Source organism: Pseudomonas sp. ZL2 (assembly GCF_054788455.1).
In genome coordinates, this window is sequence record NZ_JBGOGX010000003.1 from 195,162 (window position 1) to 217,675 (window position 22,514).

Annotated in this window: 22 protein-coding genes and 1 pseudogene; 12 read left to right on the forward strand and 11 right to left on the reverse strand. The window is 62.5% G+C overall.

Going from position 1 to position 22,514, the window contains the following annotated elements; all coding sequences use genetic code 11:
- Positions 1-51 precede the first annotated feature (51 nt).
- Together ABM562_RS04590 and ABM562_RS04595 are read left to right on the forward strand one after the other, a co-directional pair.
- The gene (locus tag ABM562_RS04590) at positions 52-1,482 is read left to right on the forward strand and encodes an aminotransferase-like domain-containing protein (RefSeq protein WP_134065204.1); all 1,431 of its coding nucleotides are present in this window, start codon (positions 52-54) and stop codon (positions 1,480-1,482) included.
- A 60-nt stretch (positions 1,483-1,542) separates the two neighbouring features.
- Entirely contained in the window at positions 1,543-3,099 is a 1,557-nt protein-coding gene (locus ABM562_RS04595; RefSeq protein WP_258578576.1) for a phospholipase D family protein, read from the forward strand.
- Here the strand turns inward: ABM562_RS04595 and ABM562_RS04600 are convergent.
- On the reverse strand, positions 3,096-4,235 hold the full coding sequence (locus tag ABM562_RS04600; protein ID WP_115084682.1) for an MFS transporter: 1,140 nt from the start codon (positions 4,233-4,235) through the stop codon (positions 3,096-3,098). The genes ABM562_RS04595 and ABM562_RS04600 overlap by 4 nt on opposite strands.
- 86 nt (positions 4,236-4,321) lie before the next feature.
- Positions 4,322-5,815, reverse strand: coding sequence for an aldehyde dehydrogenase (locus ABM562_RS04605; protein WP_115084681.1), 1,494 nt, complete (start codon positions 5,813-5,815; stop codon positions 4,322-4,324).
- A gap of 199 nt (positions 5,816-6,014) precedes the next feature.
- Between ABM562_RS04605 and ABM562_RS04610 the strand changes: the two genes are divergently transcribed.
- Together ABM562_RS04610 and ABM562_RS04615 are read left to right on the forward strand one after the other, a co-directional pair.
- Entirely contained in the window at positions 6,015-6,374 is a 360-nt protein-coding gene (locus ABM562_RS04610; RefSeq protein ID WP_115084680.1) for a cupin domain-containing protein, read from the forward strand.
- Between the two features lie 83 nt (positions 6,375-6,457).
- Entirely contained in the window at positions 6,458-6,661 is a 204-nt protein-coding gene (locus ABM562_RS04615; RefSeq protein ID WP_134065208.1) for a hypothetical protein, read from the forward strand.
- A gap of 95 nt (positions 6,662-6,756) precedes the next feature.
- Here the strand turns inward: ABM562_RS04615 and rpmG are convergent, their stop codons facing one another.
- Together rpmG and rpmB are read right to left on the reverse strand one after the other, a co-directional pair.
- Positions 6,757-6,912: a 50S ribosomal protein L33 gene (rpmG, locus tag ABM562_RS04620; protein ID WP_010225867.1), complete on the reverse strand. Its 156-nt coding sequence runs from the start codon at positions 6,910-6,912 to the stop codon at positions 6,757-6,759.
- Between the two features lie 11 nt (positions 6,913-6,923).
- Positions 6,924-7,160: a 50S ribosomal protein L28 gene (rpmB, locus tag ABM562_RS04625; RefSeq protein ID WP_010225868.1), complete on the reverse strand. Its 237-nt coding sequence runs from the start codon at positions 7,158-7,160 to the stop codon at positions 6,924-6,926.
- 362 nt (positions 7,161-7,522) lie between these two features.
- On the opposite strand from rpmB, the gene ABM562_RS04630 reads away from it, so the two are divergent.
- Positions 7,523-9,112 carry an ABC transporter substrate-binding protein gene (locus tag ABM562_RS04630; RefSeq protein WP_258578578.1) on the forward strand — a complete coding sequence of 530 codons (1,590 nt, stop codon included), beginning with the start codon at positions 7,523-7,525 and terminating at the stop codon, positions 9,110-9,112.
- Here the strand turns inward: ABM562_RS04630 and radC are convergent.
- The gene (radC, locus tag ABM562_RS04635) at positions 9,109-9,783 is read right to left on the reverse strand and encodes a RadC family protein (protein ID WP_460421016.1); all 675 of its coding nucleotides are present in this window, start codon (positions 9,781-9,783) and stop codon (positions 9,109-9,111) included. The genes ABM562_RS04630 and radC overlap by 4 nt on opposite strands.
- A gap of 133 nt (positions 9,784-9,916) precedes the next feature.
- On the opposite strand from radC, the gene coaBC reads away from it, so the two are divergent.
- The 4 genes and pseudogenes from coaBC (at position 9,917) to argB (ending at position 14,035) form a co-directional block, all read left to right on the forward strand.
- Positions 9,917-11,125 (forward strand): bifunctional phosphopantothenoylcysteine decarboxylase/phosphopantothenate--cysteine ligase CoaBC, encoded by a 1,209-nt coding sequence (gene coaBC / locus ABM562_RS04640; protein WP_115084676.1) that lies wholly within the window; start codon positions 9,917-9,919, stop codon positions 11,123-11,125.
- 6 nt (positions 11,126-11,131) lie between these two features.
- A complete protein-coding gene (gene dut, locus ABM562_RS04645; protein ID WP_134065210.1) occupies positions 11,132-11,587 on the forward strand; it encodes a dUTP diphosphatase in 456 nt (151 codons plus the stop codon).
- Between the two features lie 136 nt (positions 11,588-11,723).
- Positions 11,724-13,100, forward strand: a pseudogene (locus ABM562_RS04650) (phosphomannomutase/phosphoglucomutase); the annotation flags it as partial.
- Positions 13,101-13,129: 29 nt separating this feature from the next.
- Positions 13,130-14,035 carry an acetylglutamate kinase gene (argB, locus tag ABM562_RS04655; RefSeq protein ID WP_115084673.1) on the forward strand — a complete coding sequence of 302 codons (906 nt, stop codon included), beginning with the start codon at positions 13,130-13,132 and terminating at the stop codon, positions 14,033-14,035.
- Between the two features lie 106 nt (positions 14,036-14,141).
- Here the strand turns inward: argB and pyrE are convergent, their stop codons facing one another.
- Positions 14,142-14,783, reverse strand: a complete 642-nt coding sequence (gene pyrE, locus ABM562_RS04660; RefSeq protein WP_010225878.1) for an orotate phosphoribosyltransferase — start codon at positions 14,781-14,783, stop codon at positions 14,142-14,144.
- Between the two features lie 80 nt (positions 14,784-14,863).
- Between pyrE and ABM562_RS04665 the strand changes: the two genes are divergently transcribed.
- Positions 14,864-15,643: an exodeoxyribonuclease III gene (locus ABM562_RS04665; protein WP_010225880.1), complete on the forward strand. Its 780-nt coding sequence runs from the start codon at positions 14,864-14,866 to the stop codon at positions 15,641-15,643.
- Between the two features lie 66 nt (positions 15,644-15,709).
- On the opposite strand, the gene ABM562_RS04670 is transcribed toward ABM562_RS04665, so the two are convergent.
- Both ABM562_RS04670 and rph read right to left on the reverse strand, forming a co-directional pair.
- The gene (locus ABM562_RS04670; RefSeq protein ID WP_115084672.1) at positions 15,710-16,078 is read right to left on the reverse strand and encodes a DUF4870 domain-containing protein; all 369 of its coding nucleotides are present in this window, start codon (positions 16,076-16,078) and stop codon (positions 15,710-15,712) included.
- 25 nt (positions 16,079-16,103) lie between these two features.
- Positions 16,104-16,826, reverse strand: a complete 723-nt coding sequence (gene rph / locus ABM562_RS04675; RefSeq protein WP_115084671.1) for a ribonuclease PH — start codon at positions 16,824-16,826, stop codon at positions 16,104-16,106.
- A gap of 236 nt (positions 16,827-17,062) precedes the next feature.
- On the opposite strand from rph, the gene ABM562_RS04680 reads away from it, so the two are divergent.
- Positions 17,063-17,926 (forward strand): YicC/YloC family endoribonuclease, encoded by an 864-nt coding sequence (locus ABM562_RS04680; RefSeq protein WP_233673828.1) that lies wholly within the window; start codon positions 17,063-17,065, stop codon positions 17,924-17,926.
- Positions 17,927-17,939: 13 nt separating this feature from the next.
- Positions 17,940-18,560: a guanylate kinase gene (gmk, locus tag ABM562_RS04685; protein WP_115084669.1), complete on the forward strand. Its 621-nt coding sequence runs from the start codon at positions 17,940-17,942 to the stop codon at positions 18,558-18,560.
- 21 nt (positions 18,561-18,581) lie between these two features.
- Here gmk and ABM562_RS04690 read toward each other — a convergent pair whose 3' ends face one another.
- From ABM562_RS04690 to ABM562_RS04700, 3 genes are all read right to left on the reverse strand, one after another.
- Positions 18,582-20,102 (reverse strand): APC family permease, encoded by a 1,521-nt coding sequence (locus ABM562_RS04690; protein ID WP_115084668.1) that lies wholly within the window; start codon positions 20,100-20,102, stop codon positions 18,582-18,584.
- Positions 20,103-20,214: 112 nt separating this feature from the next.
- Positions 20,215-20,994 (reverse strand): gamma-glutamyl-gamma-aminobutyrate hydrolase family protein, encoded by a 780-nt coding sequence (locus tag ABM562_RS04695; RefSeq protein WP_134065212.1) that lies wholly within the window; start codon positions 20,992-20,994, stop codon positions 20,215-20,217.
- 14 nt (positions 20,995-21,008) lie between these two features.
- Positions 21,009-22,502: an aldehyde dehydrogenase gene (locus ABM562_RS04700; protein WP_134065214.1), complete on the reverse strand. Its 1,494-nt coding sequence runs from the start codon at positions 22,500-22,502 to the stop codon at positions 21,009-21,011.
- Between the last annotated feature and the right edge of the window lie 12 nt (positions 22,503-22,514).

Consider the following 22,514-nt stretch of genomic DNA (forward strand, 5'->3'; position numbering starts at 1 on the left):
TTTTCCCCATCTGTATTGGTCAGTTGCTGTAGCCGCCCTCCGGAGTATGCCATGACGCTGTACGTCAACCTCGCCGAGTTGCTCGGCGCCCGCATCGAACAAGGCCTGTACCGTCCCGGCGATCGCTTGCCTTCGGTGCGCGCCCTGAGCCTCGAGCATGGTGTCAGCCTGAGCACCGTCCAGCAGGCCTATCGCCTGCTGGAAGACAACGGCCTGGCCGCGCCCCGGCCGAAATCCGGTTACTTCGTGCCCAACAATCGCAGCCTGCCTGCCCTCCCCGATGTCAGTCGGCCGGCACAACGCCCGGTGGATATTTCCCAATGGGAGCAGGTCATCGAGCTGATTCGCAGCGTGCCGAGCAAGGACGTGGTGCAGTTGGGCCGTGGCATGCCCGACATCGACAGCCCGACCCTCAAGCCGCTGCTGCGCAGCCTGGCCCAGCTCAGCAGGCGTCAGGACATGCCCGGCCTGTACTACGACACCATCTCCGGCACCCAGGCCCTGCGCGAGCAGATCGCCCGGCTGATGCTCGATTCCGGCTGTACCGTGAGCCCGGCGGACCTGGTGGTCACCACCGGCTGCCACGAAGCGCTGTCGAGCAGCATCCGCGCGGTGTGCCAGCCCGGTGATATCGTCGCGGTGGATTCGCCCAGCTTTCATGGCGCCATGCAGACCCTCAAGGGCCTGGGCATGAAGGCCCTGGAAATCCCCACCGACCCGCTCACCGGGATCAGTCTCGAAGCCCTGGAGCTGGCCATGGAGCAATGGCCGATCAAGCTCATCCAGATCACTCCGAACTGCAACAACCCGCTCGGCTACATCATGCCCGAGGCGCGCAAGAAGGCTTTGCTGACCCTGGCGCAACGCTTCGACGTGGCGATCCTCGAAGACGATGTGTATGGCGACCTGGCCTACACCTATCCCAGGCCACGGACCATCAAGTCGTTCGACGAGGACGGTCGGGTGCTGCTGTGCAGCTCGTTCTCCAAAACCCTGGCGCCAGGCCTGCGTATTGGCTGGGTAGCCCCCGGGCGTTACCTGGAGCGGGTGCTGCACATGAAGTACATCAGCACCGGATGCACCGCCACGCAGCCACAACTGGCCATCGCCGACTTCATCGAAGGCGGACACTACCAGCCGCACCTGCGGCGCATGCGCAGCCAGTACCAGCGCGGGCGCGACCAGATGAGCGACTGGGTTACCCGCTACTTTCCACCGGGCACCCGCGCCAGCCGGCCTCAGGGCGGCTTCATGCTCTGGGTGGAGCTGCCGGAAAGTTTCGACACATTGCGCCTGAACCGGGCTTTACTTGGGCAAGGGGTGCAGATTGCCGTCGGCAGTATTTTCTCGGCCTCGGGCAAGTACCGTAACTGCCTGCGGATGAACTTCGCCGCACGCCCCAGCGCCGAGATCGAAGCGGCGGTGCGCAAGGTCGGCGAGACCGCCATTCGTCTACTGGCCCAAGAGCACAGCAACGGGTAACTTTCCGCCGCCGCTCGTGGTCCATATCCATATGCCTCAGTTGTAACAGGACGAATTTTCTTGAAAAGCCAGCGGGTGCTGCCCCTACTGCTGTCGCTGCTGCTCGGCCTGGGCGGCTGTGCCAGCGTCAGCCAGCCACGGGAAATCAGCCAGGCCCTGCCGGCCAGCGAGTCGTCGTTCGGCCGCTCAGTACAGCGCCAGGCCTCGGCCTATGACGGACGCTCGGGGTTTCGCCTGCTGCCCAACAGCAACGAAGCCTTCCGCGCCCGCGCCGAACTGATCCGCAACGCCCGGTCGAGCATCGACCTGCAGTATTACATCGTCCACGACGGCCTGAGCACCCGCGCCCTGGTGCATGAACTGCTGCAAGCCGCCGACCGCGGCGTACGGGTGCGCATCCTGCTCGATGACACCACCAGTGACGGCCTCGACGAACTGATGGGCACCCTGGCCGCGCATCCGAACATCCACATCCGCGTGTTCAACCCGTTACACCTGGGCCGCAGCACCGGCGTGACCCGGGCCATGGGCCGACTGTTCAACCTGTCGCTGCAGCATCGGCGCATGCACAACAAGCTGTGGCTGGTGGACAACAGCATGGCCATCGTCGGCGGGCGCAACCTGGGAGATGAGTATTTCGATGCCGAACCCAACCTGAACTTCACCGACATCGACTTGCTCGGCGTCGGCCCGGTGGCCGAGCAATTGGGGCACAGCTTCGATCAATACTGGAACAGCGCCTTGAGCAAGCCCATTGGCGACTTCCTGCTCACCCAACCGGACGCTCGCGACTTGCGCGAAAGCCGTCAGCGCCTGGAGGCCTCACTGGCTGAAGCACGGATCAAGCGCCAGGCACTCTATGACCGGCTGATGGCCTACCAGACCCGGCCGCGCCTGGATGTGTGGCGCAACGAGCTGATCTGGGCCCATAACCAGGCGCTCTGGGACGCGCCGAGCAAGGTCCTGGCCCGCGATGAGCCCGACCCGCAGCTGTTGATGACTCAGCAACTGGCGCCCGACCTGAACAATGTCCAGCACGAACTGATCCTGATCTCGGCCTACTTCGTGCCCCGCGAGTCCGGCTTGCTCTACCTGACCAGCCATGCCGACAAAGGCGTATCGGTGAAGTTGCTGACCAACTCGCTGGAAGCCACCGATGTACCGGCGGTGCACGGCGGCTACGCCCCCTATCGCAAGGCACTGCTCGAGCACGGCGTGCATCTGTATGAACTGCGCCGCCAGCCGGGCGATCCGAGCGCAAGCCGCAGGATCAATTTGCGCGGCAGCTCCGACTCCAGCCTGCACAGCAAGGCGATCGTCTTCGATCGCAAGAAGACCTTCATCGGTTCGTTCAACTTCGACCCGCGCTCGGTGCTGTGGAACACCGAGGTCGGCGTGCTGGTCGACAGCCCGGAGCTGGCCGAATACACCCGCGAACTGGCTGCCCAAGGCATGGCCCCGGCCCTCAGCTACCAGCCGCAACTGGTCGATGGCCAGCTGGTCTGGGTGACCGAAGACAACCACCGCCTGCACACCCTGACCACCGAGCCCGGCGGCGTCTGGCGGCGCTTCAACGCCTGGATCAGCAAGGCCGTGGGCCTGGAGAAGATGCTCTAGACCGGGGCCGGTTCGAAAGCATTGGGCCGCCGTGCAAGCAGCACCAGGCCAAACGCGCCCAAAGCCATGAACAGCGGCAGCGCATGCCCACTGACCCACTGGCTGCCCGCCCCTGCCGCCAGCGGCCCGATCAGGCAACCGATGCCCCACAGCTGCGCAACGTGGGCATTGGCGCGAACCAGCGCGTCGTCGCGATAACGCTCGCCAATCAGCACCAGCGACAAGGTGAACAGGCCGCCAGCACTGGCGCCGAACAGCACCCACAGCGGCCAGATCAGCGGCGTTTGCAGCAGCAGCGGAATCGCCAGGCTTGAAGCCAGCAGGGTCAATGCGCAACCACTGAACAGCGTGCGCCGCGACATGCGGTCGGCCAACGCGCCAATCGGCAACTGCAGCAGCGCATCACCGACCACTACGGTGCTGACCATGAACAGGGCGATTTCGGTGGTGAAACCCTGCTGCAGGCAGTAGACCGGCAGCAAGGTCAGAATCATGGCCTCGAAGGCAGCAAACAAAGCAATGGCCCAGGCGATCACCGGCAAGCGCCGACAGAAGCCGAACAGGTCCGCGAAGGTCACACTGCAGGATTCGGCACTGGGCGCGCCATCGCGGCCGAGCAGTACCAGCGGCGCGGCAATCAGCAGGCCGGCACCGAGCCAGAAGCCCAGGTCATCTTCCGAGCCCACGACGCCGAGCAACAGCGGCCCGGCCAACTGGCTCAGGGCATAGCTGCTGCCATACAGTGCCACCAGACGTCCGCGCCACTGTTCGACCACCAGCTGGTTGATCCAGCTTTCGCCAAGAATGAAGACGATGGTCAGGATCACCCCGATCAGCAAGCGCAGGGCCAGCCACAACGGATAACTGGGTAGCAGCGCCAGCAGGCCGATGGAAAACGCCCCGGCCCACAGGCACAGGCGCATCAGCCCCGGCGTGCCGAAGCGCGCAGCCAGACGGCTGGAAAGGCTGGCACCGACCAGCACGCCAATGGCCGGCATTGCCGCCATCACGCCGATAGCAAAGCTGCCGTAGCCCCAGCCCTCCAGGCGTAACGACACCAGCGGCATACTGACGCCCAAGGCCAGACCGACACTGAGCACGGCCGCTAGCACGGCGAAATAGGTTCCCCAACGCATCGGCGTCTTCCTTCCAAAAAAATCGCGGGGCAAGCCCGCTCCCACACTGTGGAAGAGGGCTTGCCCCGCGACAGGTCCGCCAGGACTTACAGTTTGATCCAGGTCGCTTTCAGCTCGGTGTACTTGTCCAGCGCATGCAGCGACTTGTCGCGGCCGTTGCCCGACTGTTTGAAGCCGCCGAACGGCGCGGTCATGTCGCCGCCATCGTACTGGTTGACCCACACGCTACCGGCACGCAGGGCCTTGGCGGTCAGGTGCGCCTTGGAGATGTCGGCGGTCCACACACCGGCAGCCAGGCCGTACGGGGTGTCGTTGGCGATGTTGATCGCTTCTTCGGTGGAGTCGAAGGTGATGACCGACAGCACCGGGCCGAAGATCTCTTCCTGGGCGATCTTCATGGCATTGGTCACGCCGTCGAAGATAGTCGGTTCGACGTAGGTGCCGCCGGTTTCCTCGAGAATGCGCTTGCCGCCCACCAGCAGCTTGGCGCCATCGCTGTGGCCAGCGTCGATGTAGGACAGCACGGTGTTCATCTGCTGGGTATCGACCAGGGCACCGACGGTGGTGGCTGGGTCCAGCGGGTTGCCCGGCTTCCAGGCCTTGAGTGCTTCGAGCACCAGCGGCAGGAACTTGTCCTTGATCGAGCGCTCGACCAGCAGGCGCGAACCTGCGGTGCAGACTTCGCCCTGGTTGAAGGCGATGGCGCTGGCAGCGGATTCGGCAGCGGCGTTGAGGTCCGGGGCGTCAGCGAAGACGATGTTCGGGCTCTTGCCGCCGGCTTCCAGCCAGACGCGCTTCATGTTCGACTCGCCAGCGTAGATCATCAACTGCTTGGCGATCTTGGTCGAACCGGTGAACACCAGGGTATCGACGTCCATGTGCAGGGCCAGGGCCTTGCCGACGGTGTGACCATAGCCTGGCAGCACGTTGAGCACGCCGGCCGGGATACCAGCCTCGATCGCCAGTTGGGCGATGCGGATGGCGGTCAGTGGCGACTTTTCCGAAGGCTTGAGCACCACCGAGTTACCGGTGGCCAGCGCCGGGCCGAGCTTCCAGCAGGCCATCAGCAGCGGGAAGTTCCACGGCACGATGGCAGCAACCACGCCCACCGGCTCACGGGTCACCAGACCCAGCTGATCATGCGGGGTGGCGGCGACTTCGTCGTAGATCTTGTCGATCGCTTCACCGTTCCAGCTCAGGGCCTGGGCGGCACCTGGCACGTCGATGTTCAGCGAGTCGCTGATCGGCTTGCCCATGTCCAGGGTTTCCAGCAGGGCCAGCTCTTCGACGTTCTGCTTGAGCAGGCCGGCGAAACGAATCATGGTGGCCTTGCGCTTGGCCGGGGCCAGGCGCGACCAGACGCCGGAGGCGAAGGTGGCACGGGCATTTTCCACGGCGCGGTTGGCATCGGCCTCGTCGCAGCTGGCGATCTGCGCCAGGAGGCGTCCGTCGACCGGGCTGAGGCACTCGAACGTGGCGCCGGAAACGGCAGCGGTGTATTCACCATTGATGAAAGCACGGCCTTCGATCTTCAGTTGCTGGGCACGTTGTTCCCAGTCCGCACGAGTCAGGGTGGTCATACGAAACTCCTCCTCTTGTTAAGGTGCAGTGCCGCACGAGGGCTTGGGGGCACTGTCGAAAATTCTGGCTGGGCGACACACGCGCACAGGCACCTGCCACCCTAAACCACCGGCGCCCTAATTTTCAATATATTTGACATAATCACATCAAACACCTACTGATGTTCATTTTATTAAACAACAAAAAGGGGACCCGACCATGCGCATTAACCAGATCATCGACTTTGCCCAGGTGCTGACCGAGGCCGAGCGCTACCGCCCCGCCGCAGAAAAGGTGCTCAAGGGCGATCCCGAGCAGGCGGTCTACAACCACTACTCCAGCCCGTGCTCACAGTTTCATGCGGGCGTCTGGGAAGGCGCGGTCGGGCAATGGACCGTCAATTACACCGAACATGAGTATTGCGAGATCGTTCAAGGCGTCTCGGTACTTCGTGATGAGGACGGCGGGGCAAAAACCCTGCGCGCTGGCGACCGCTTCGTGATCCCGGCGGGCTTCAAGGGCACCTGGGAAGTGCTGGAACCGTGCCGCAAGATCTATGTGATGTTCGAGCAGAAATAAATATCTACCGCTCGAGCAGGACTTGTCCAACAGAGCATGGCGTTGCCCAACCGGGCATTCAATCAATCGAAGGAAGCAACGTCATGACCAACGAAGAAGCCCTGCAACAGATCGATCACCTTATCGGCACCCGCTATGTACCTAGCGTCAAAGCCTACGTCAGTGAGTTGACCGGTCGTGACCGCGTCGTCGGCATCAATGACCGCTCGACTCGCGAGTATGATCCGGAGCGGATTCAGATCGAGGGGGATGCGGACGGCAAGATTAAATCGTTCGCCTTCAACTGATCGACAGCCGGGCTTAGGCCCTGGTACCGAAAAAGCGGCATAAAAAAAGGGCCCGTATCCTGAGATACGGGCCCTTTTTTCGTCCGCCGGATCAATTACTTGATCTTGGCTTCCTTGTAGATCACGTGCTTGCGAACAACCGGATCGAATTTTTTGATTTCGATTTTGTCCGGAGTGGTGCGCTTGTTCTTGTCGGTGGTGTAGAAGTGGCCGGTATTAGCGGTCGACACCAGACGGATCAATTCACGCATGATTCTCTCCCTTAGACCTTAGCGCCGTTACGGCGAATGTCGACCAGAACGGCATCGATGCCGCGCTTGTCGATGATGCGCATGCCTTTGGCAGATACGCGCAGACGCACGAAACGCTTCTCGGACTCGACCCAGAAGCGATGATGCTGCAGGTTCGGCAGGAAACGACGACGGGTTTTGTTGTTTGCGTGGGAAATGTTATTCCCGGTTACCGGACCCTTACCGGTAACTTGACAGACTCTCGACATGCCTCAGCCCTCTAAAACCACATGCCCAACCCGGCATGGGTTGGCCGCTTAATCTCTCAGTCTTTGGCGCCAGGCGCCGTGTTTCTTCAGGGTCTTATCGACTCGGTCAGCAGATGCGACAAGCCGAGCCCCTAGAAAAGAGCGCTGCTTTATACCAGAAAGACCAGAGCACAACAACAGAAGATGTGCTTTGACTTGCTGTTCGACACGCCGGAGCAGCATAACCACTGGCCCGGCCGGCTGTCGACCGCCCGTCGCCCGATCGGCAAAAAAGGATATGGTCATTTGCCTCACGGCACACTAGGGTAGGACTTTTCCAGACTGCATTGGCAGATGGGCCATCGATCAGCCAAGGAATCCCCATGCGCGCTGCCGTTCTACCCCTGTTGTTCGCCACCCTGCTCGGCCCGGCTTTCGCCCAGGCGGCTGCGCTGAGCGTATGCACCGAAGCCAGCCCCGAAGGCTTCGACGTGGTCCAGTACAACTCGCTGACCACCACCAATGCCTCGGCCGATGTATTGATGAACCGCCTGGTCGAGTTCGACGCACGCCAGGGCCAGGTAGTGCCGAGCCTGGCGCAAAGCTGGACGGTGTCGCCGGACGGCCTGATCTACGAGTTCAAGCTGCGCCCGGGGGTGAAATTCCACAGCACCGGCTACTTCAAGCCCAATCGCAACCTGGACGCCGACGACGTGCTGTTCAGCTTCCAGCGCATGCTCTACCCCGCCCATTCCTGGCACAAGATCGCCCAGAGCGGCTACCCGCACGCCCAGTCACTGCAGCTGCCCAGCCTGATCAAGCAGATCGAGGCGGTAGACCCGCTGACCGTGCGCTTTACCCTCGATCACCCCGACGCCACTTTCCTGGCCACCCTGAGCATGGGCTTTGCCTCGATCTACTCCGCCGAGTACGCCGACCAACTGCTCAAGGCCGGTACTCCGGAGAAGCTCAACAGCCAGCCAATCGGCACCGGGCCTTTCGTGTTCAATCGCTTCCAGAAGGACGCGGTAATCCGCTACCGGGCCAACCCGGACTACTTTGCCGGCAAGCCTGGGGTTGATCCACTGATCTTCGCCATCACCCCCGACGCCAACGTGCGCCTGCAAAAACTCAAGCGCAACGAGTGCCAGATCGCCCTGTCGCCAAAACCGCTGGATATCGCCGCGGCCGGCGAGGATCCGACCCTGAAGGTAGAAAAGACCGAAGCCTTCATGACTGCTTTCGTCGCCATCAATAGCCAGCACGCGCCCCTGGACAAGCCGGAGGTGCGCCAGGCCATCAACCTCGCCTTCGACAAGGCCAGCTACCTCAAGGCTGTGTTCGAAGATACCGCCGTTGCCGCCAATGGTCCGTACCCACCCAACACCTGGAGCTACGCCAAGGACCTGCCCGGCTATCCGGCCAACCTCGACAAGGCCCGGGCGCTGCTGACCAAGGCCGGCCTCAAGGACGGCTTCAGCACCACCATCTGGACCCGCCCGCAAGGCAGCCTGCTCAACCCCAACCCCAGCCTTGGCGCTCAATTATTGCAGGCAGACCTGGGCAAAATCGGCATCAAGGCCGAAATCCGCGTGATCGAATGGGGCGAGCTGATCCGCCGGGCCAAGGCCGGCGAGCACGACCTGCTGTTCATGGGCTGGGCCGGCGACAACGGCGACCCGGACAACTTCCTCAGCCCGCAGTTTTCCTGCGCGGCGGTCAAGTCAGGGACCAACTTCGCCCGCTACTGCGATCAGCGCCTCGACCAGCTGATCAGCGCCGGCAAGACCACCAACGACCAGAGCGTGCGCAGTCGCCTGTACCAGCAGGCCCAGACGCTGATCCAGCAGCAGGCCTTGTGGCTGCCCCTGGCCCACCCGACGGCCGCCGTGCTGGCCCGCAAGGATGTCCAGGGCTATCAGGTCAGCCCGTTCGGCCGCCAGGACTTTGCCGGGGTCAGTACCTCGCGTTAAAGCCAGCCGTGCTCAGCCATCGACAGCGGCTCGCCGTCGCCGATGACGAAATGGTCGAGCACGCGGACTTCAATCATGTCCAGGGCCTTGTTCAGGCGCCGGGTCAGCACCAGGTCGGCATCGCTGGGCTCGCTCACACCCGAGGGATGGTTGTGGCAGAGGATCAACGCCGCAGCGTTGTGCGCCAGGGCCCGCTTGATCACTTGCCGGGGATAGACACTGGCGCTGTTGATCGAACCCTGGAACAGCGCCTCGAAGGCCAGCACCCGGTGCTTGCTGTCGAGAAACAGGCAACCGAACACTTCGTGCGGCTCGTGGCGCAGACACGCCTTGAGGTAATCCTTGACCGCTTGCGGGCTCTGCAAGGCTGAATCGCGCCGCAGGCGCTCAGCCAGGTGGCGCCGGGACATTTCCAGCACGGCTTGCAACTGGGCGAACTTCGCCGGCCCCAGCCCGAGTTCGCCGTTGAAGCTGCGGCTGTCAGCCTCGAGCAGCGCGCGCAAGCTGCCGAAGCGCCCGAGCAAATGCCTGGCCAGGTCGACCGCGCTACGCCCACGCACGCCCGTGCGCAGAAAGATAGCCAGCAGCTCGGCATCCGACAGGCTGCCCGCCCCCGACTCCAACAGTTTTTCCCGCGGTCTTTCCGCCGCAGGCCAGTCCCTGATACTCATGACAATTCCCTCTGTCTTTCGGTTACTGCTCCCGGTTTGAGCCCTGTGCTACATTAGCCGCTCATTTTTACGCGACGAACCGGCCTGGGGAGGCGTCGTCGCCGCGTGTAATCACTGAGCAAAAGGCAAGCCTATGCAGCGGCTGTATCGGAAGCGCATCGTTCTCGGCGTCGGCGGCGGCATTGCCGCCTACAAGAGTGCCGAGCTGGTTCGCCGACTCCTGGAACACGGCGCCCAAGTACGCGTCGTCATGACCCGTGGCGGCGCCGAATTCATCACCCCACTGACCATGCAGGCCTTGTCCGGGCATCCGGTGCACATGGACCTATTGGACCCTGCTGCCGAAGCGGCGATGGGCCATATCGAACTGGCCAAGTGGGCCGACCTGGTGCTGATTGCCCCAGCCACCGCCGACCTGCTCGCGCGCCTGGCACAGGGTGTTGCCGACGATCTGCTGACCACCCTGGTACTGGCTACCGACGCCACTGTGGCCGTGGCCCCGGCGATGAACCAGGCGATGTGGCGCGACCCGGCCACCCAGGCCAACCTGGAGCTGCTGCAAAGCCGTGATATCCAGGTGTTCGGCCCGGCCTCCGGCAGCCAGGCCTGTGGCGACGTGGGCCTGGGCCGCATGCTCGAAGCCACTGACCTGGCCTGGTGCGCCGCCGAGACCTTCAAGCGCGAGTCGCTGACCGGCAAGCACGTGCTGATCACTGCTGGCCCGACCCAGGAAAACATCGACCCGGTGCGCTACATCACCAACCACAGCTCGGGGAAAATGGGCTTTGCCCTGGCCGAAGCGGCTGTCGAAGCCGGCGCCAAGGTAACCCTGGTCACCGGCCCGGTGAACTTGCCAACGCCCGATCGTGTCACCCGCATCGACGTGGTCAGCGCCCGCGACATGCTCGCCGCCTGCGAAGCGGCCATACCCTGCGATGTGTTCATCGCCTCGGCAGCAGTCGCAGACTACCGCCCAGAGGTTGTGGCCCCGCAAAAACTCAAGAAAGACCCTACGACAGGTGACGGCCTGCTGCTGCAGATGGTCCGTAATCCGGACATTCTCGCCAGCATCTCCACCCGCCCCGATCGCCCGTTCAGCGTCGGCTTTGCCGCCGAGACCGAACACCTGCTCGATTACGCCGCGCGCAAGCTCAAGGACAAGAACCTCGACCTGATTGTCGCCAACGATGTGGCCAACCCCAGCATCGGCTTCAACAGCGAGGAGAACGCCTGCAGCGTCATCGACCGTCAACTTCACGCAACTATTTTCGCGCAGACCAGCAAGGGCAAGATCGCCCGCCAGCTGGTCGCTTTCATCGCCGAACGTCTCAACCAGGTTTAATTTCGCATGCACGCTCTACAAGCCAAGATTCTCGATCCACGCATCGGCAGCGACTTCCCGCTGCCACAGTACGCCACCCCGGGTTCGGCCGGCCTCGACCTGCGCGCCATGCTCAAGCAAGACACCGTCCTCGAGCCTGGCCAGACCCTGCTGATCCCTACCGGCCTGTCGGTCTACATCGGTGATCCGGGCCTGGCAGCACTGATCCTGCCGCGCTCGGGCCTTGGCCACAAACACGGTATCGTCCTCGGCAACCTGGTCGGCCTGATCGACTCCGACTACCAGGGCGAGCTGATGGTTTCCTGCTGGAACCGCGGCCAGACCCCGTTCACCATCGCCATCGGCGAGCGCATCGCGCAGCTGGTGCTGGTACCGGTGGTACAGGCGCATTTCGATATCGTCGAAGCCTTCGACGAAAGCCAGCGCGGCGCTGGCGGTTTCGGCCATTCCGGTAGCCATTGATCCGTCGGTTGCCCAGCGCGAGCCAAGGATGGCGAACTCTCTGGCGAAATGGCCGTCAAAGCGTTCAGTTTGAGCCTGCCCTGCACGCCCTCTAAATTGGAGCTCCCCAGAGATGAACGACATGGCACACCTGGTACCTGTACTTCCCGCCAGCATCTTCCGCGCTTATGACATCCGTGGCGTGGTCGGTGACACCCTCACCGCCGAAACCGCCTACTGGATCGGTCGCGCCATCGGCGCACAAACCCTCGCCCAGGGTGAACCGAACATCTCGGTCGGCCGTGACGGCCGCCTGTCCGGGCCGATGCTGGTCGAGCAACTGATCAAGGGCCTGGTCGAAGCCGGCTGCAAGGTCAGCGATGTCGGCCTGGTACCGACCCCTGCCCTGTACTACGCCGCCAACGTGCTGGCCGGCAAGTCCGGGGTGATGCTCACCGGCAGCCACAACCCGCCGAATTACAACGGCTTCAAGATCGTCATAGCCGGCGACACCCTGGCCAACGAACAGATCCAGGCGTTGTTGACCCGCCTGCAAAGCAACGACCTGAGCCGTGGCGAAGGCAGCGTCGAGAAAGTCGAAATCCTCGATCGCTACTTCAAGCAGATCACCGGTGATATCAAGCTGGGGAAAAAGCTCAAGGTGGTCGTCGACTGCGGCAACGGTGCGGCCGGCGTGATCGCTCCCCAGCTCATCGAAGCCCTGGGCTGCGAGATGATCCCGCTGTTCTGCGAGGTTGATGGCAACTTCCCCAACCACCACCCGGACCCAGGCAAACCTGAGAACCTGGTCGACCTGATTGCCAAGGTCAAGGAAACCGGTGCCGACCTGGGCCTGGCCTTCGACGGCGATGGCGACCGCGTCGGCGTGGTCACCAACACCGGCAGCATCGTCTACCCGGACCGCCTGCTGATGCTGTTCGCTCAGGACGTACTTGAGAGAAATCCGGGCGCCGAGATCATCTTCGACGTCAAATGCACCCGTCGCCTGACCCCGTTGATCGAGCAATACGGTGGCCGCGCACTAATGTGGAAGACCGGCCACTCGTTGATCAAGAAAAAGATGAAGCAGACCGGTGCTTTGCTCGCAGGCGAGATGAGCGGTCACATCTTCATCAAGGAGCGCTGGTATGGTTTTGACGACGGCATTTACAGCGCCGCACGCCTGCTGGAAATCCTCAGCAAGGCCAAAACCGATGCCGAACAGCTGTTTGCTGCGTTCCCGAACGATATTTGCACGCCGGAAATCAATATTGATGTGACCGACGAGGGTAAATTCAGCATCATTGATGCACTGCAACGCAACGCCGACTGGGGCAACGACGCCAACCTGACCACCATCGATGGTGTGCGGGTCGACTACCCCCACGGCTGGGGCCTGGTTCGCGCCTCCAACACCACGCCGGTGTTGGTATTGCGCTTCGAGGCCGACAACGACGCCGAACTGCAGCGTATCAAAGAGGTATTCCGCGCCCAACTGAAGCGCGTTGCCCCTGACCTGCAACCCAAGTTCTGACCGACCCCCTGTTCCAACTGGAGCCCTGCATGACCCTCGATCGCGATGCCGCCACCCATGTCGCCCAGGTTTTGTCCGAAGCGCTGCCTTACATTCGCCGCTTTGTCGGCAAGACCCTGGTGATCAAATACGGCGGCAACGCGATGGAGAGCGAAGAGCTCAAAACCGGTTTTGCCCGCGATGTGGTGCTGATGAAAGCCGTCGGCATCAACCCGGTGGTGGTGCACGGCGGCGGCCCGCAAATCGGTGACCTGCTCAAGCGCCTGTCGATCGAAAGCCACTTCATCGATGGCATGCGCGTTACCGACGCGCAAACCATGGACGTGGTGGAGATGGTCCTCGGCGGCCAGGTCAACAAGGACATCGTCAACCTGATCAACCGTCATGGCGGCAGCGCCATCGGCTTGACCGGTAAGGATGCCGAGCTGATCCGTGCGAAGAAGCTCACCGTCACCCGTCAGACGCCAGAGATGACCACCCCGGAAATCATCGACATCGGTCATGTGGGCGAAGTGGTCGGGGTCAACACCGACCTGCTCAACATGCTGGTCAAAGGCGACTTCATCCCGGTGATCGCGCCAATCGGCGTGGGCGCCAATGGCGAGTCGTACAACATCAACGCCGACCTGGTGGCAGGTAAAGTGGCCGAAGCGCTGAAGGCTGAAAAGCTGATGCTGCTGACCAACATCGCCGGCCTGATGGACAAGCAAGGCACCGTGCTCACCGGCCTGACCACCGAGCAGGTCAACGAACTGATCGCCGACGGCACCATCTACGGCGGCATGCTGCCGAAGATCCGCTGCGCACTGGAAGCGGTGCAAGGCGGGGTCAACAGCTCGCACATCATCGATGGCCGGGTGCCGAACGCGGTGCTGCTGGAGATCTTCACCGACAGCGGTGTGGGTACCCTGATTACCAATCACAAGCCGCGTTAAACCCTTTCGCGGGTCAAGCCCGCTCCTACAGAGCCTGTGGGAGTGGGCTTGACCCGCGATGAGGCACAAAAAAAGGCGACCCTATGGTCGCCTTTTTTTATTGGCTTCAGATACCGTACTGCGCCCGGTAGGCCTCGACGGCCGGCAAGTGCTGCTTGAGCGCCGGGTCGTCGGCGAGGAACTCCAGCACCTGGGTCAGCGAGACGATGCTCACCACCGGGATGCCGAAGTCACGCTCGACTTCCTGGATCGCCGACAGCTCACCGTTGCCGCGCTCCTGGCGGTTCAGTGCGATCAGCACGCCAGCAGCCTTGGCTTGCTGACCCTGGATGATCTGCATGACTTCGCGGATGGCAGTGCCGGCAGTGATCACGTCGTCGATGATCAGTACATCGCCGGTCAGCGGCGCGCCGACCAGGCTACCGCCTTCACCATGGGCTTTGGCCTCTTTGCGGTTGAAGCACCATGGCAGGTCGAGGTCATGGTGCTCGGCAAGGGCCACGGCAGTGGCTGCCGCCAGGGGGATACCCTTGTAGGCCGGGCCGAACAGCACGTCGAAGGGGATCTTGCTGTCGACGATCGCCGCAGCATAGAAACGCCCGAGCTGAGCCAGGGCCGAGCCGCTGTTGAACAGGCCGGCATTGAAGAAGTACGGGCTGGTGCGCCCGGACTTGAGGGTGAATTCACCGAAGCGCAGAACCCCGCGGTCGATGGCAAAACGAATGAAGTCGCGCTGATACGGCTGCATGAAGAGTCCCGGATACCACGGATTTAGCTAATTGAGTACAGCTCGGGTATCATACACGCACGAGATTTTTGGGGCCATTTATGCGGATCATCAGTGTGAACGTTAATGGCATTCAGGCTGCCGTTGAGCGTGGTTTGCTCAGCTGGCTACAAGCCCAGAATGCTGACGTCATCTGCCTTCAGGATACCCGCGCCTCGGCCTTTGAACTCGACGACCCAGCTTTCCAGCTCGATGGCTACTTCCTTTATGCCTGCGACGCAGAAGTTCCCGCCCAAGGCGGCGTGGCACTTTATTCGCGGTTGCAGCCCAAGGCAGTCATCAGCGGCCTGGGCTTCGAGACAGCCGACCGCTACGGACGTTACCTGCAGGCCGATTTCGACAAGGTAAGTATCGCAACCCTGTTGCTACCTTCGGGAATGAACGGCGATGAAGACTTGAACCAGAAGTTCAAGTTGATGGACGACTTCGCCAAGTACCTGGACAAGCAACGGCGCAAGCGTCGTGAATACATCTATTGCGGCTCGTTGTACGTGGCGCAGCAGAAACTCGACGTCAAGAACTGGCGAGATGGCCAGCAATCTCCAGGCTTCCTGGCGCCGGAACGCGCCTGGATGGACGAGATTGTCGGCAACATGGGTTATGTCGATGCCCTGCGCGAAGTCAGCCGTGAAGGCGACCAGTACAGCTGGTGGCCAGACAACGAGCAAGCCGAGATGCTCAACCTGGGCTGGCGCTTCGACTACCAGTTGCTGACCCCGGGCCTGCGCCGTTTCGTGCGCAGCGCACGCCTGCCACGCCAGCCGCGCTTTTCTCAGCACGCGCCGCTGATCGTGGACTACGACTGGACGCTGACCATCTGATTTGCTCAGCCACAAAAAAGCCGACTTCGCGTCGGCTTTTTTGTCACTGCAACATTCAGCTGATCATTATTTGATCGGCCGCCAGGTCAACGGGTAGCGATAAGGCTGGCCGTCATTGGCCTTGACCCCGGCCATGATGGTCAGGATCAGCACGGCGATCATCAGCATGCCGAACAACACCACACCGATCAGCACGAACATCAGCACGGCGCAGATGATCGAGGCAATGAACACGGTGATCTGAAAGTTCAACGCTTCCTTGCCCTGGGCATCGACAAACGGATCGACGTCCTTCTTCCAGATCCACATCACCAACGGCCCCAACAGGCTACCGAAGGGAAAGACCAGGCCCAACAGCGCGGCCAGGTGGCAGAACATTGCCCACTGCCGCACTTCGGCATTGGGGGTAGGCAACTGCAACGGCTGCTCGGTCATATTCTGCTCCTTGCCCGGGTTGAATTCAGTCAGCCAGCGAGGCTTGCTGCAGTTCGAACAGGTCGACCATGCCTTTTTGCGCCAATGCCAACATGGCATTGAGCTCTTCCGGCTGGAATGGCGCGCCTTCGGCAGTGCCCTGGACTTCAATGAAACCGCCCTGGCTGGTCATCACCACGTTCAGATCGGTCTCGGCGGCCGAGTCTTCGAGGTAATCCAGGTCGAGCACCGGCTCACCCTGGTACATGCCCACCGAAACGGCAGCGATCATGTGCTTGAGCGGGTCGCCGCCCTTCAGGCCGCCACGCTTCTTGACCACGCGCAGAGCGTCGACCAGGGCAACCATGGCGCCGGTGATCGATGCGGTGCGGGTGCCGCCGTCGGCCTGGATCACGTCGCAGTCGACGTACAGGGTGATGTCGCCCAGCTTGCTCATGTCCAGCGCGGCGCGCAGGGAACGGCCGATCAGGCGCTGGATTTCGAGGGTGCGCCCGCCTTGCTTGCCACGGCTGGCTTCGCGCTGGTTACGCTCGCCGGTGGAGCGCGGCAACATGCCGTATTCGGCAGTCAGCCAGCCCTGGCCCTGACCTTTGAGGAAGCGCGGGACACCGTTCTCGACACTGACGGTACAGATGACTTTGGTGTCACCGAACTCGACCAGTACTGACCCCTCGGCGTGTTTGGTGTAGTTGCGGGTGATGCGGATCGAGCGAAGCTGATCGGCAGCGCGACCACTTGGACGTTTCATTTGGGATACCTGTACTGGACTTGAATCTGCCCAGCATTATAGAGCGCGCCGGGCGATGAGGACATGCCTATTGTCGCAGGCCCCGAAACAGACGGCCCAGGGCCGCAGGTCGGGTTTTTCCGGGAACGGCCCAAGGGTTTGTAACATCAGTGGATTGGGAGCCAGCGCTGCACTGCGCTACAATCCTGCGCCTTCAGCCGTTGGCTTTCCTTCATCTATTGCGCGAGGTACTTCCCATGGTGCACAGCATGACCGCTTTTGCTCGTGTCGAGCGCGCCGGTAGCCGGGGCACCCTGATCTGGGAACTGCGCTCGGTCAATCATCGCTACCTGGAGCCGCACCTGCGCCTGCCAGAAGCCTTCCGCGACCTCGAAGGTGCTGTGCGCGAGAGCTTGCGCCAGGGCCTGTCGCGCGGCAAGGTCGAGTGCACCCTGCGCTTCAACGAAGAGAATAACGGCAAGGCCCTGCAGATTGATCGCGAGCGCGCCGCGCAATTGGTTGCCGCCGCCGAGACAGTCGCCAGCCTGATCAAGCAGCCAGCACCGCTCAATCCGCTCGAAGTACTGGCCTGGCCGGGCGTGCTGGTGGCTGATGCCGCCGACCCGCAGGCGCTCAACAGCGAAGCCATGGCCTTGTTCGAAGAGGCCCTGAACGAACTGAAGAATGGCCGTAACCGCGAAGGCGCCGAGCTGGCCCGATTGATCAACGAGCGCCTGGACAACATGGCCAGCGAGGTCACCACCCTGCGCGTCCTGGTACCGCAGATGCTCGCCGCCCAACGGCAGAAGATCCTCGACCGCTTCAGTGACATGCAGGCCGAGCTCGACCCGCAGCGCCTGGAGCAAGAGATGGTCATGCTGGCGCAAAAGAGCGACGTTGCCGAAGAACTCGACCGCTTGAGCACCCACGTCACCGAAGTGCGCCGGGTGCTCAAGTCCGGCGGCGCCGCCGGCCGGCGCCTGGACTTCCTGATGCAGGAGCTCAACCGCGAAGCCAACACCCTGGGCTCCAAAGCCTTCGACCCACGCAGCACCCAGTCCGCGGTCAACCTCAAGGTACTGATCGAGCAGATGCGTGAACAAGTACAGAACATTGAGTAAGGCCACCCCGACCATGAATCACAGCAGCGGCACCCTTTATATCGTTTCGGCCCCCTCCGGCGCCGGCAAGACCAGCCTGGTCAAAGCCCTGATCGACGCTGACAACAGCATCCAGGTATCGGTCTCGCACACCACCCGGGCCATGCGCCCGGGCGAAGTGCACGGCGTGAACTACCACTTCGTCGAGCATACCGAGTTCAAGCTGATGATCGAGCAAGGCGACTTCCTCGAGCAGGCCGAGGTCTTCGGTAACTTCTACGGGACTTCGCGCAGCGCGCTGCAGCAGGCCCTTGACCAAGGCCGGGACCTGATCCTCGAGATCGACTGGCAAGGCGCCCAGCAGGTGCGCAAGCTGATGCCCGAGGCGCGATCGATCTTCATCCTGCCGCCGACCCAGGAGGCCCTGCGCCAGCGCCTGACCAACCGCGGCCAGGACAGCGACGAGATCATCGAAGGACGGATGCGTGAAGCGGTGAGCGAAATGAGTCACTACGACGAATATGACTTCGTCATCATCAATGATGACTTCGCCACGGCACTGGAAGACCTCAAGGCGGTGTTCCGCGCCAATCGCTTGCTGCAGGCCAATCAGCAGCAGCGTCATGGCCAGCTGCTCAAGCAATTGCTTGCCTGAGCAACCGGCACCTCCAGCCGCTTAACGGCGGCTGGAGACCGTGGCGTGACGGTGCAAGGTCATGCCCAGGAAGAACGCCGGCGCACGCAGGCGGGACAGCATCATCAGCACCAGTCCGAGCACGGTGATGATCATTGCGATCACGAACACCAGTCCCAACCCACCCACATGCGAACCGCTGCCGAACGACGGCGAAGCGCTGTCGATGGCCGTCTGCAGGAAGATCACCGAAAGGATGCCGCCGCCGAGCAGCGGGCACAGGCCGCGCATCAGGAAGTGACGCAGGCTGTCGAACAGGCTGTGGCGGAAGTACCAGACACAGGCGTAGGCGGTCAGCGAATAGTAGAAGCAGATCATCATGCCCAGGGCGGTGATGGTGTCAGCCAGGACGTTCTCGCTGAGGGTGCGCATGGTCACGTAGAACACGCCTGCTGCAACGCCAGCGCAGATGGTGGCATAACGCGGGGTTTTCGAACGCGGGCAGACACTGGCGAAACGCTCAGGCACGGCCCCGTAGTAACCCATGGCCAGCAGCGTACGTGCTGGCGACACGAAGGTGGACTGCAGCGAGGCAGCAGTGCTGGCCAACACAGCGATCGACATCAGGATCGCCAACGGGCCCATGACCGGACCGGCCAGGTGAGCGAAGACGTTTTCCTGGATGCGCGGGTTGTTCAAGCCCAGGCCAATATCACCGATACCGGCAAACTGCAGCGTGGCAATCGCCGTGACCAGGTACAGGCCGAGAATCAACAGTACCGTCAGAGTGGCCGCGCGGCCGGGGGTGTCACCGCTACCTACCGACTCTTCACTGATGCTCAGGCACACGTCCCAGCCCCAGAAGATGAAGATCGACAGCGACAGGCCGGCGGTAAAAGCCGAGAACGATTCAACGCCGAAGGGGTTGAACCAGTCCAGGTCGAACGCCAGCGGCGGCGTCGCCGAAGACTCGCCAAACGCAGCCATGGCAAAGCCCACCAGCACCACCAGCTGCAATGCCACCAGGCCGTACTGCACGGTCATGGTCGTGGCGATGCCGCGGCAACAGATCCACACCGCCATGGCGATGAACACGCAACAGGTGACCACATTGATCAGCAAGTTGTCGCTGAGCGCAGCCACCTCGTGGCTGCCGGTGATCTGCCCAAGGAATAGATAGAAGAAGTCGACGGCCACCCCGGCCAGGTTGGACAGCACGATGGTGGTCGCAGTGACCAGCCCCCAGCCGCCGATCCAGCCGATCATCGGGCCGAAGGCCCGCGCCGACCAGGTAAAGGAAGTACCGCTGTCCGGCTCGGCCGCGTTCAGTTCGCGGTAACCCAGGGCCACCAGCAGCATCGGCAGGAAGCCAACGATGAATACCGCCGGCAGGTGAGCCCCGACTTCACGCACGGTCGGTCCCAGCGCGCCGGTCAGGGTATAGACCGGGGCGATGGTGGAGATGCCCAGCACGATGCTGGCCAGCAGTCCGAGCCGGCCCTTGGCCAGCCCCTTGGATCGCCCGCCCTCACCTGGGGACAGGCCTGCTTTGTGTTCACTCATGAGTAGTTGCCGCCAATATTGGTATTGTTTTTCAGGACGCCCCGCAGGGTGTCCGCTTTCACTCACTGAAACCTGTTGCGTGGTACTTCAAGCCCGGATCAACCGGTTGACCTCATAGGGTCTTCTCCCGGATCTGCTCGCCCATGGCATGGGCCAGGCATGCCTCACGGAACGCCTGGAACAGGCGCAGCGAGACCGGGTTGTCGGCAAAGCGGTACTCGGGGTGCCATTGCACACCGACCACAAAGCCTGGGGCGTCATCCATGGACACCGCCTCGATCAGTCCATCGGGGGCCAATGCCTCGGCTCGCAAGCCGTCAGCCAGGCGATCGATACCCTGACTGTGCAGCGAATTGACCATGAAGCTGTGCTCCATCCCCAGGCGCTCGAACAGCCCGCCGGGCTGGACAGTAACCAGGTGACGGAGGCTGTATTGTTCTTCCAGCGGGGCATCCTGCGGCTCGCGATGATCCAGGTAACCAGGCAGCTCCTGCACCCGCTGGTGCAGGGTGCCGCCGAGGGCCACGTTGAGTTCCTGGAATCCGCGGCAGATGCAGAACACCGGCACGCCGTCGGCAATCGCGGCCTGCAGCAGCGGCAGGGTCAGCCGATCGCGAAACACGTCGTGCCTGGTCCCTTCCACGCTGGGGGCGCCATTGTAATGATGCGGCTCGACATTTGAAGGCGAACCGGTAAAAAGAATGCCATCGAGCCGCTCTAATACGCGGCGCGGGTCGCTGGGCTCGGCCCGTGCCGGGAGGATCAGCGGGATCCCGGCAAAACCTGCGGCCTCGACATATTTGTCGCCAACGGTGTGCGACGAGTTCTTGCCCAGTTGCTGGCGGCAAGCGGAAACGCCAATCAAAGGCGGCATTGCGGCGGTAGTTTGCATGGGTTCACCCTCCCTTACAGCTTGATCCAGGTCGCCTTGAGTTCGGTGTATTTGTCGAAAGCGTGCAGCGATTTGTCCCGGCCATTGCCCGACTGCTTGAAGCCGCCGAACGGCGCGGTCATGTCGCCGCCGTCGTACTGGTTGACCCAGACGCTGCCAGCACGCAGGGCGCGAGCGGTGTTGTGGGCGCGGGAAATGTTGCTGGTCCATACCGCCGCGGCCAGGCCGAAAGGCGAGTCGTTGGCGATGGCGATGGCTTCTTCGGCGCTGTCGAAAGTGATCACCGACAGCACCGGGCCGAAAATTTCTTCGCGAGCGATTCGCATGGCATTGGTGACGCCGTCGAAGATCGCCGGCTGCACGTAAACACCGCAGGTGTCTTCCAGGACACGCTCGCCGCCAATGACCAGGGTGGCACCGTCAGCCTTGCCGGCTTCGATGTAACCCAGCACGGTATCCAGCTGGGTGGTGTCCACCAGGGCGCCGACGCGGGTGTCCGGGTCCAGCGCATGGCCGGGTTTCCAGGCCTTGAGGGCTTCGACCACCATCGGCAGGAAGCGCGCCTTGATGCTGCGCTCGACCAGCAGGCGCGAACCGGCAATGCATACCTCGCCCTGGTTGAAGGCAATGGCGCTGGCCGCAGCTTCGGCGGCGGCCTGCAGGTCCGGGGCGTCGGCGAAGACAATGTTCGGGCTCTTGCCACCGGCTTCGAGCCAGACCCGCTTCATGTTCGACTCACCGGCGTAGACCATCAGCTGCTTGGCGATACGGGTGGAGCCAGTGAACACCAGGGTGTCGACGTCCATGTGCAGGGCCAGGGCCTTGCCGACGGTGTGGCCATAGCCTGGCAGCACGTTGAGGACGCCGGCCGGCAGGCCCGCTTCGATCGCCAGTTGGGCGATACGAATGGCGGTCAGCGGCGACTTTTCGGACGGCTTGAGGATCACCGAGTTACCGGTGGCCAGGGCCGGGCCGAGTTTCCAGCAGGCCATCATCAGTGGAAAGTTCCACGGAACAATGGCCGCGACCACGCCGACCGGCGAGCGGGTGACCAAACCCAGCTGGTCGGACGGGGTCGCAGCAACTTCGTCGTAAATCTTGTCGATGGCTTCGGCGTTCCAGCGAATGGCGTTGGCCGCCGCCGGAATGTCGATGCTCAGGGAATCGGCAATCGGCTTGCCCATGTCCAGGGTTTCCAGCAATGCCAGTTCTTCGGCGTTTGCCAGCAGCAAATCAGCAAAGGCGATCAGCACCCGCTTGCGCTGGGCCGGGGCCTGGTTGGCCCAGACACCACTGTCGAAACTGCGCCGGGCAACGGCCACCGCACGTTCGGCGTCGGCGCTGTCACAGCTGGCGATGTGCGCCAGTTGGCGACCGTCGACCGGGCTTGTGCACTCGAAGGTCTCGCCAGACACACTGGTGCAGTACTGGCCGTCGATAAAGGCACGGCCTTCGATGTTCAGGCCCTGGAAAAGCTGTTCCCAGTGTTGGCGTGGTGCTGTTGTCATTGTTGTTCTCTC

Coding starts and splice junctions, on each gene's coding strand:
- ABM562_RS04590 (WP_134065204.1), top strand. CDS start 52: ATGACGCTGTACGTCAACCTCGCCGAGTTGCTCGGCGCCCGCATCGAA.
- ABM562_RS04600 (WP_115084682.1), bottom strand. CDS start 4,235: ATGCGTTGGGGAACCTATTTCGCCGTGCTAGCGGCCGTGCTCAGTGTC.
- ABM562_RS04605 (WP_115084681.1), bottom strand. CDS start 5,815: ATGACCACCCTGACTCGTGCGGACTGGGAACAACGTGCCCAGCAACTG.
- ABM562_RS04610 (WP_115084680.1), top strand. CDS start 6,015: ATGCGCATTAACCAGATCATCGACTTTGCCCAGGTGCTGACCGAGGCC.
- ABM562_RS04615 (WP_134065208.1), top strand. CDS start 6,458: ATGACCAACGAAGAAGCCCTGCAACAGATCGATCACCTTATCGGCACC.
- rpmG (WP_010225867.1), bottom strand. CDS start 6,912: ATGCGTGAATTGATCCGTCTGGTGTCGACCGCTAATACCGGCCACTTC.
- rpmB (WP_010225868.1), bottom strand. CDS start 7,160: ATGTCGAGAGTCTGTCAAGTTACCGGTAAGGGTCCGGTAACCGGGAAT.
- ABM562_RS04630 (WP_258578578.1), top strand. CDS start 7,523: ATGCGCGCTGCCGTTCTACCCCTGTTGTTCGCCACCCTGCTCGGCCCG.
- radC (WP_460421016.1), bottom strand. CDS start 9,783: ATGAGTATCAGGGACTGGCCTGCGGCGGAAAGACCGCGGGAAAAACTG.
- coaBC (WP_115084676.1), top strand. CDS start 9,917: ATGCAGCGGCTGTATCGGAAGCGCATCGTTCTCGGCGTCGGCGGCGGC.
- dut (WP_134065210.1), top strand. CDS start 11,132: ATGCACGCTCTACAAGCCAAGATTCTCGATCCACGCATCGGCAGCGAC.
- argB (WP_115084673.1), top strand. CDS start 13,130: ATGACCCTCGATCGCGATGCCGCCACCCATGTCGCCCAGGTTTTGTCC.
- pyrE (WP_010225878.1), bottom strand. CDS start 14,783: ATGCAGCCGTATCAGCGCGACTTCATTCGTTTTGCCATCGACCGCGGG.
- ABM562_RS04665 (WP_010225880.1), top strand. CDS start 14,864: ATGCGGATCATCAGTGTGAACGTTAATGGCATTCAGGCTGCCGTTGAG.
- ABM562_RS04670 (WP_115084672.1), bottom strand. CDS start 16,078: ATGACCGAGCAGCCGTTGCAGTTGCCTACCCCCAATGCCGAAGTGCGG.
- rph (WP_115084671.1), bottom strand. CDS start 16,826: ATGAAACGTCCAAGTGGTCGCGCTGCCGATCAGCTTCGCTCGATCCGC.
- ABM562_RS04680 (WP_233673828.1), top strand. CDS start 17,063: ATGGTGCACAGCATGACCGCTTTTGCTCGTGTCGAGCGCGCCGGTAGC.
- gmk (WP_115084669.1), top strand. CDS start 17,940: ATGAATCACAGCAGCGGCACCCTTTATATCGTTTCGGCCCCCTCCGGC.
- ABM562_RS04690 (WP_115084668.1), bottom strand. CDS start 20,102: ATGAGTGAACACAAAGCAGGCCTGTCCCCAGGTGAGGGCGGGCGATCC.
- ABM562_RS04695 (WP_134065212.1), bottom strand. CDS start 20,994: ATGCAAACTACCGCCGCAATGCCGCCTTTGATTGGCGTTTCCGCTTGC.
- ABM562_RS04700 (WP_134065214.1), bottom strand. CDS start 22,502: ATGACAACAGCACCACGCCAACACTGGGAACAGCTTTTCCAGGGCCTG.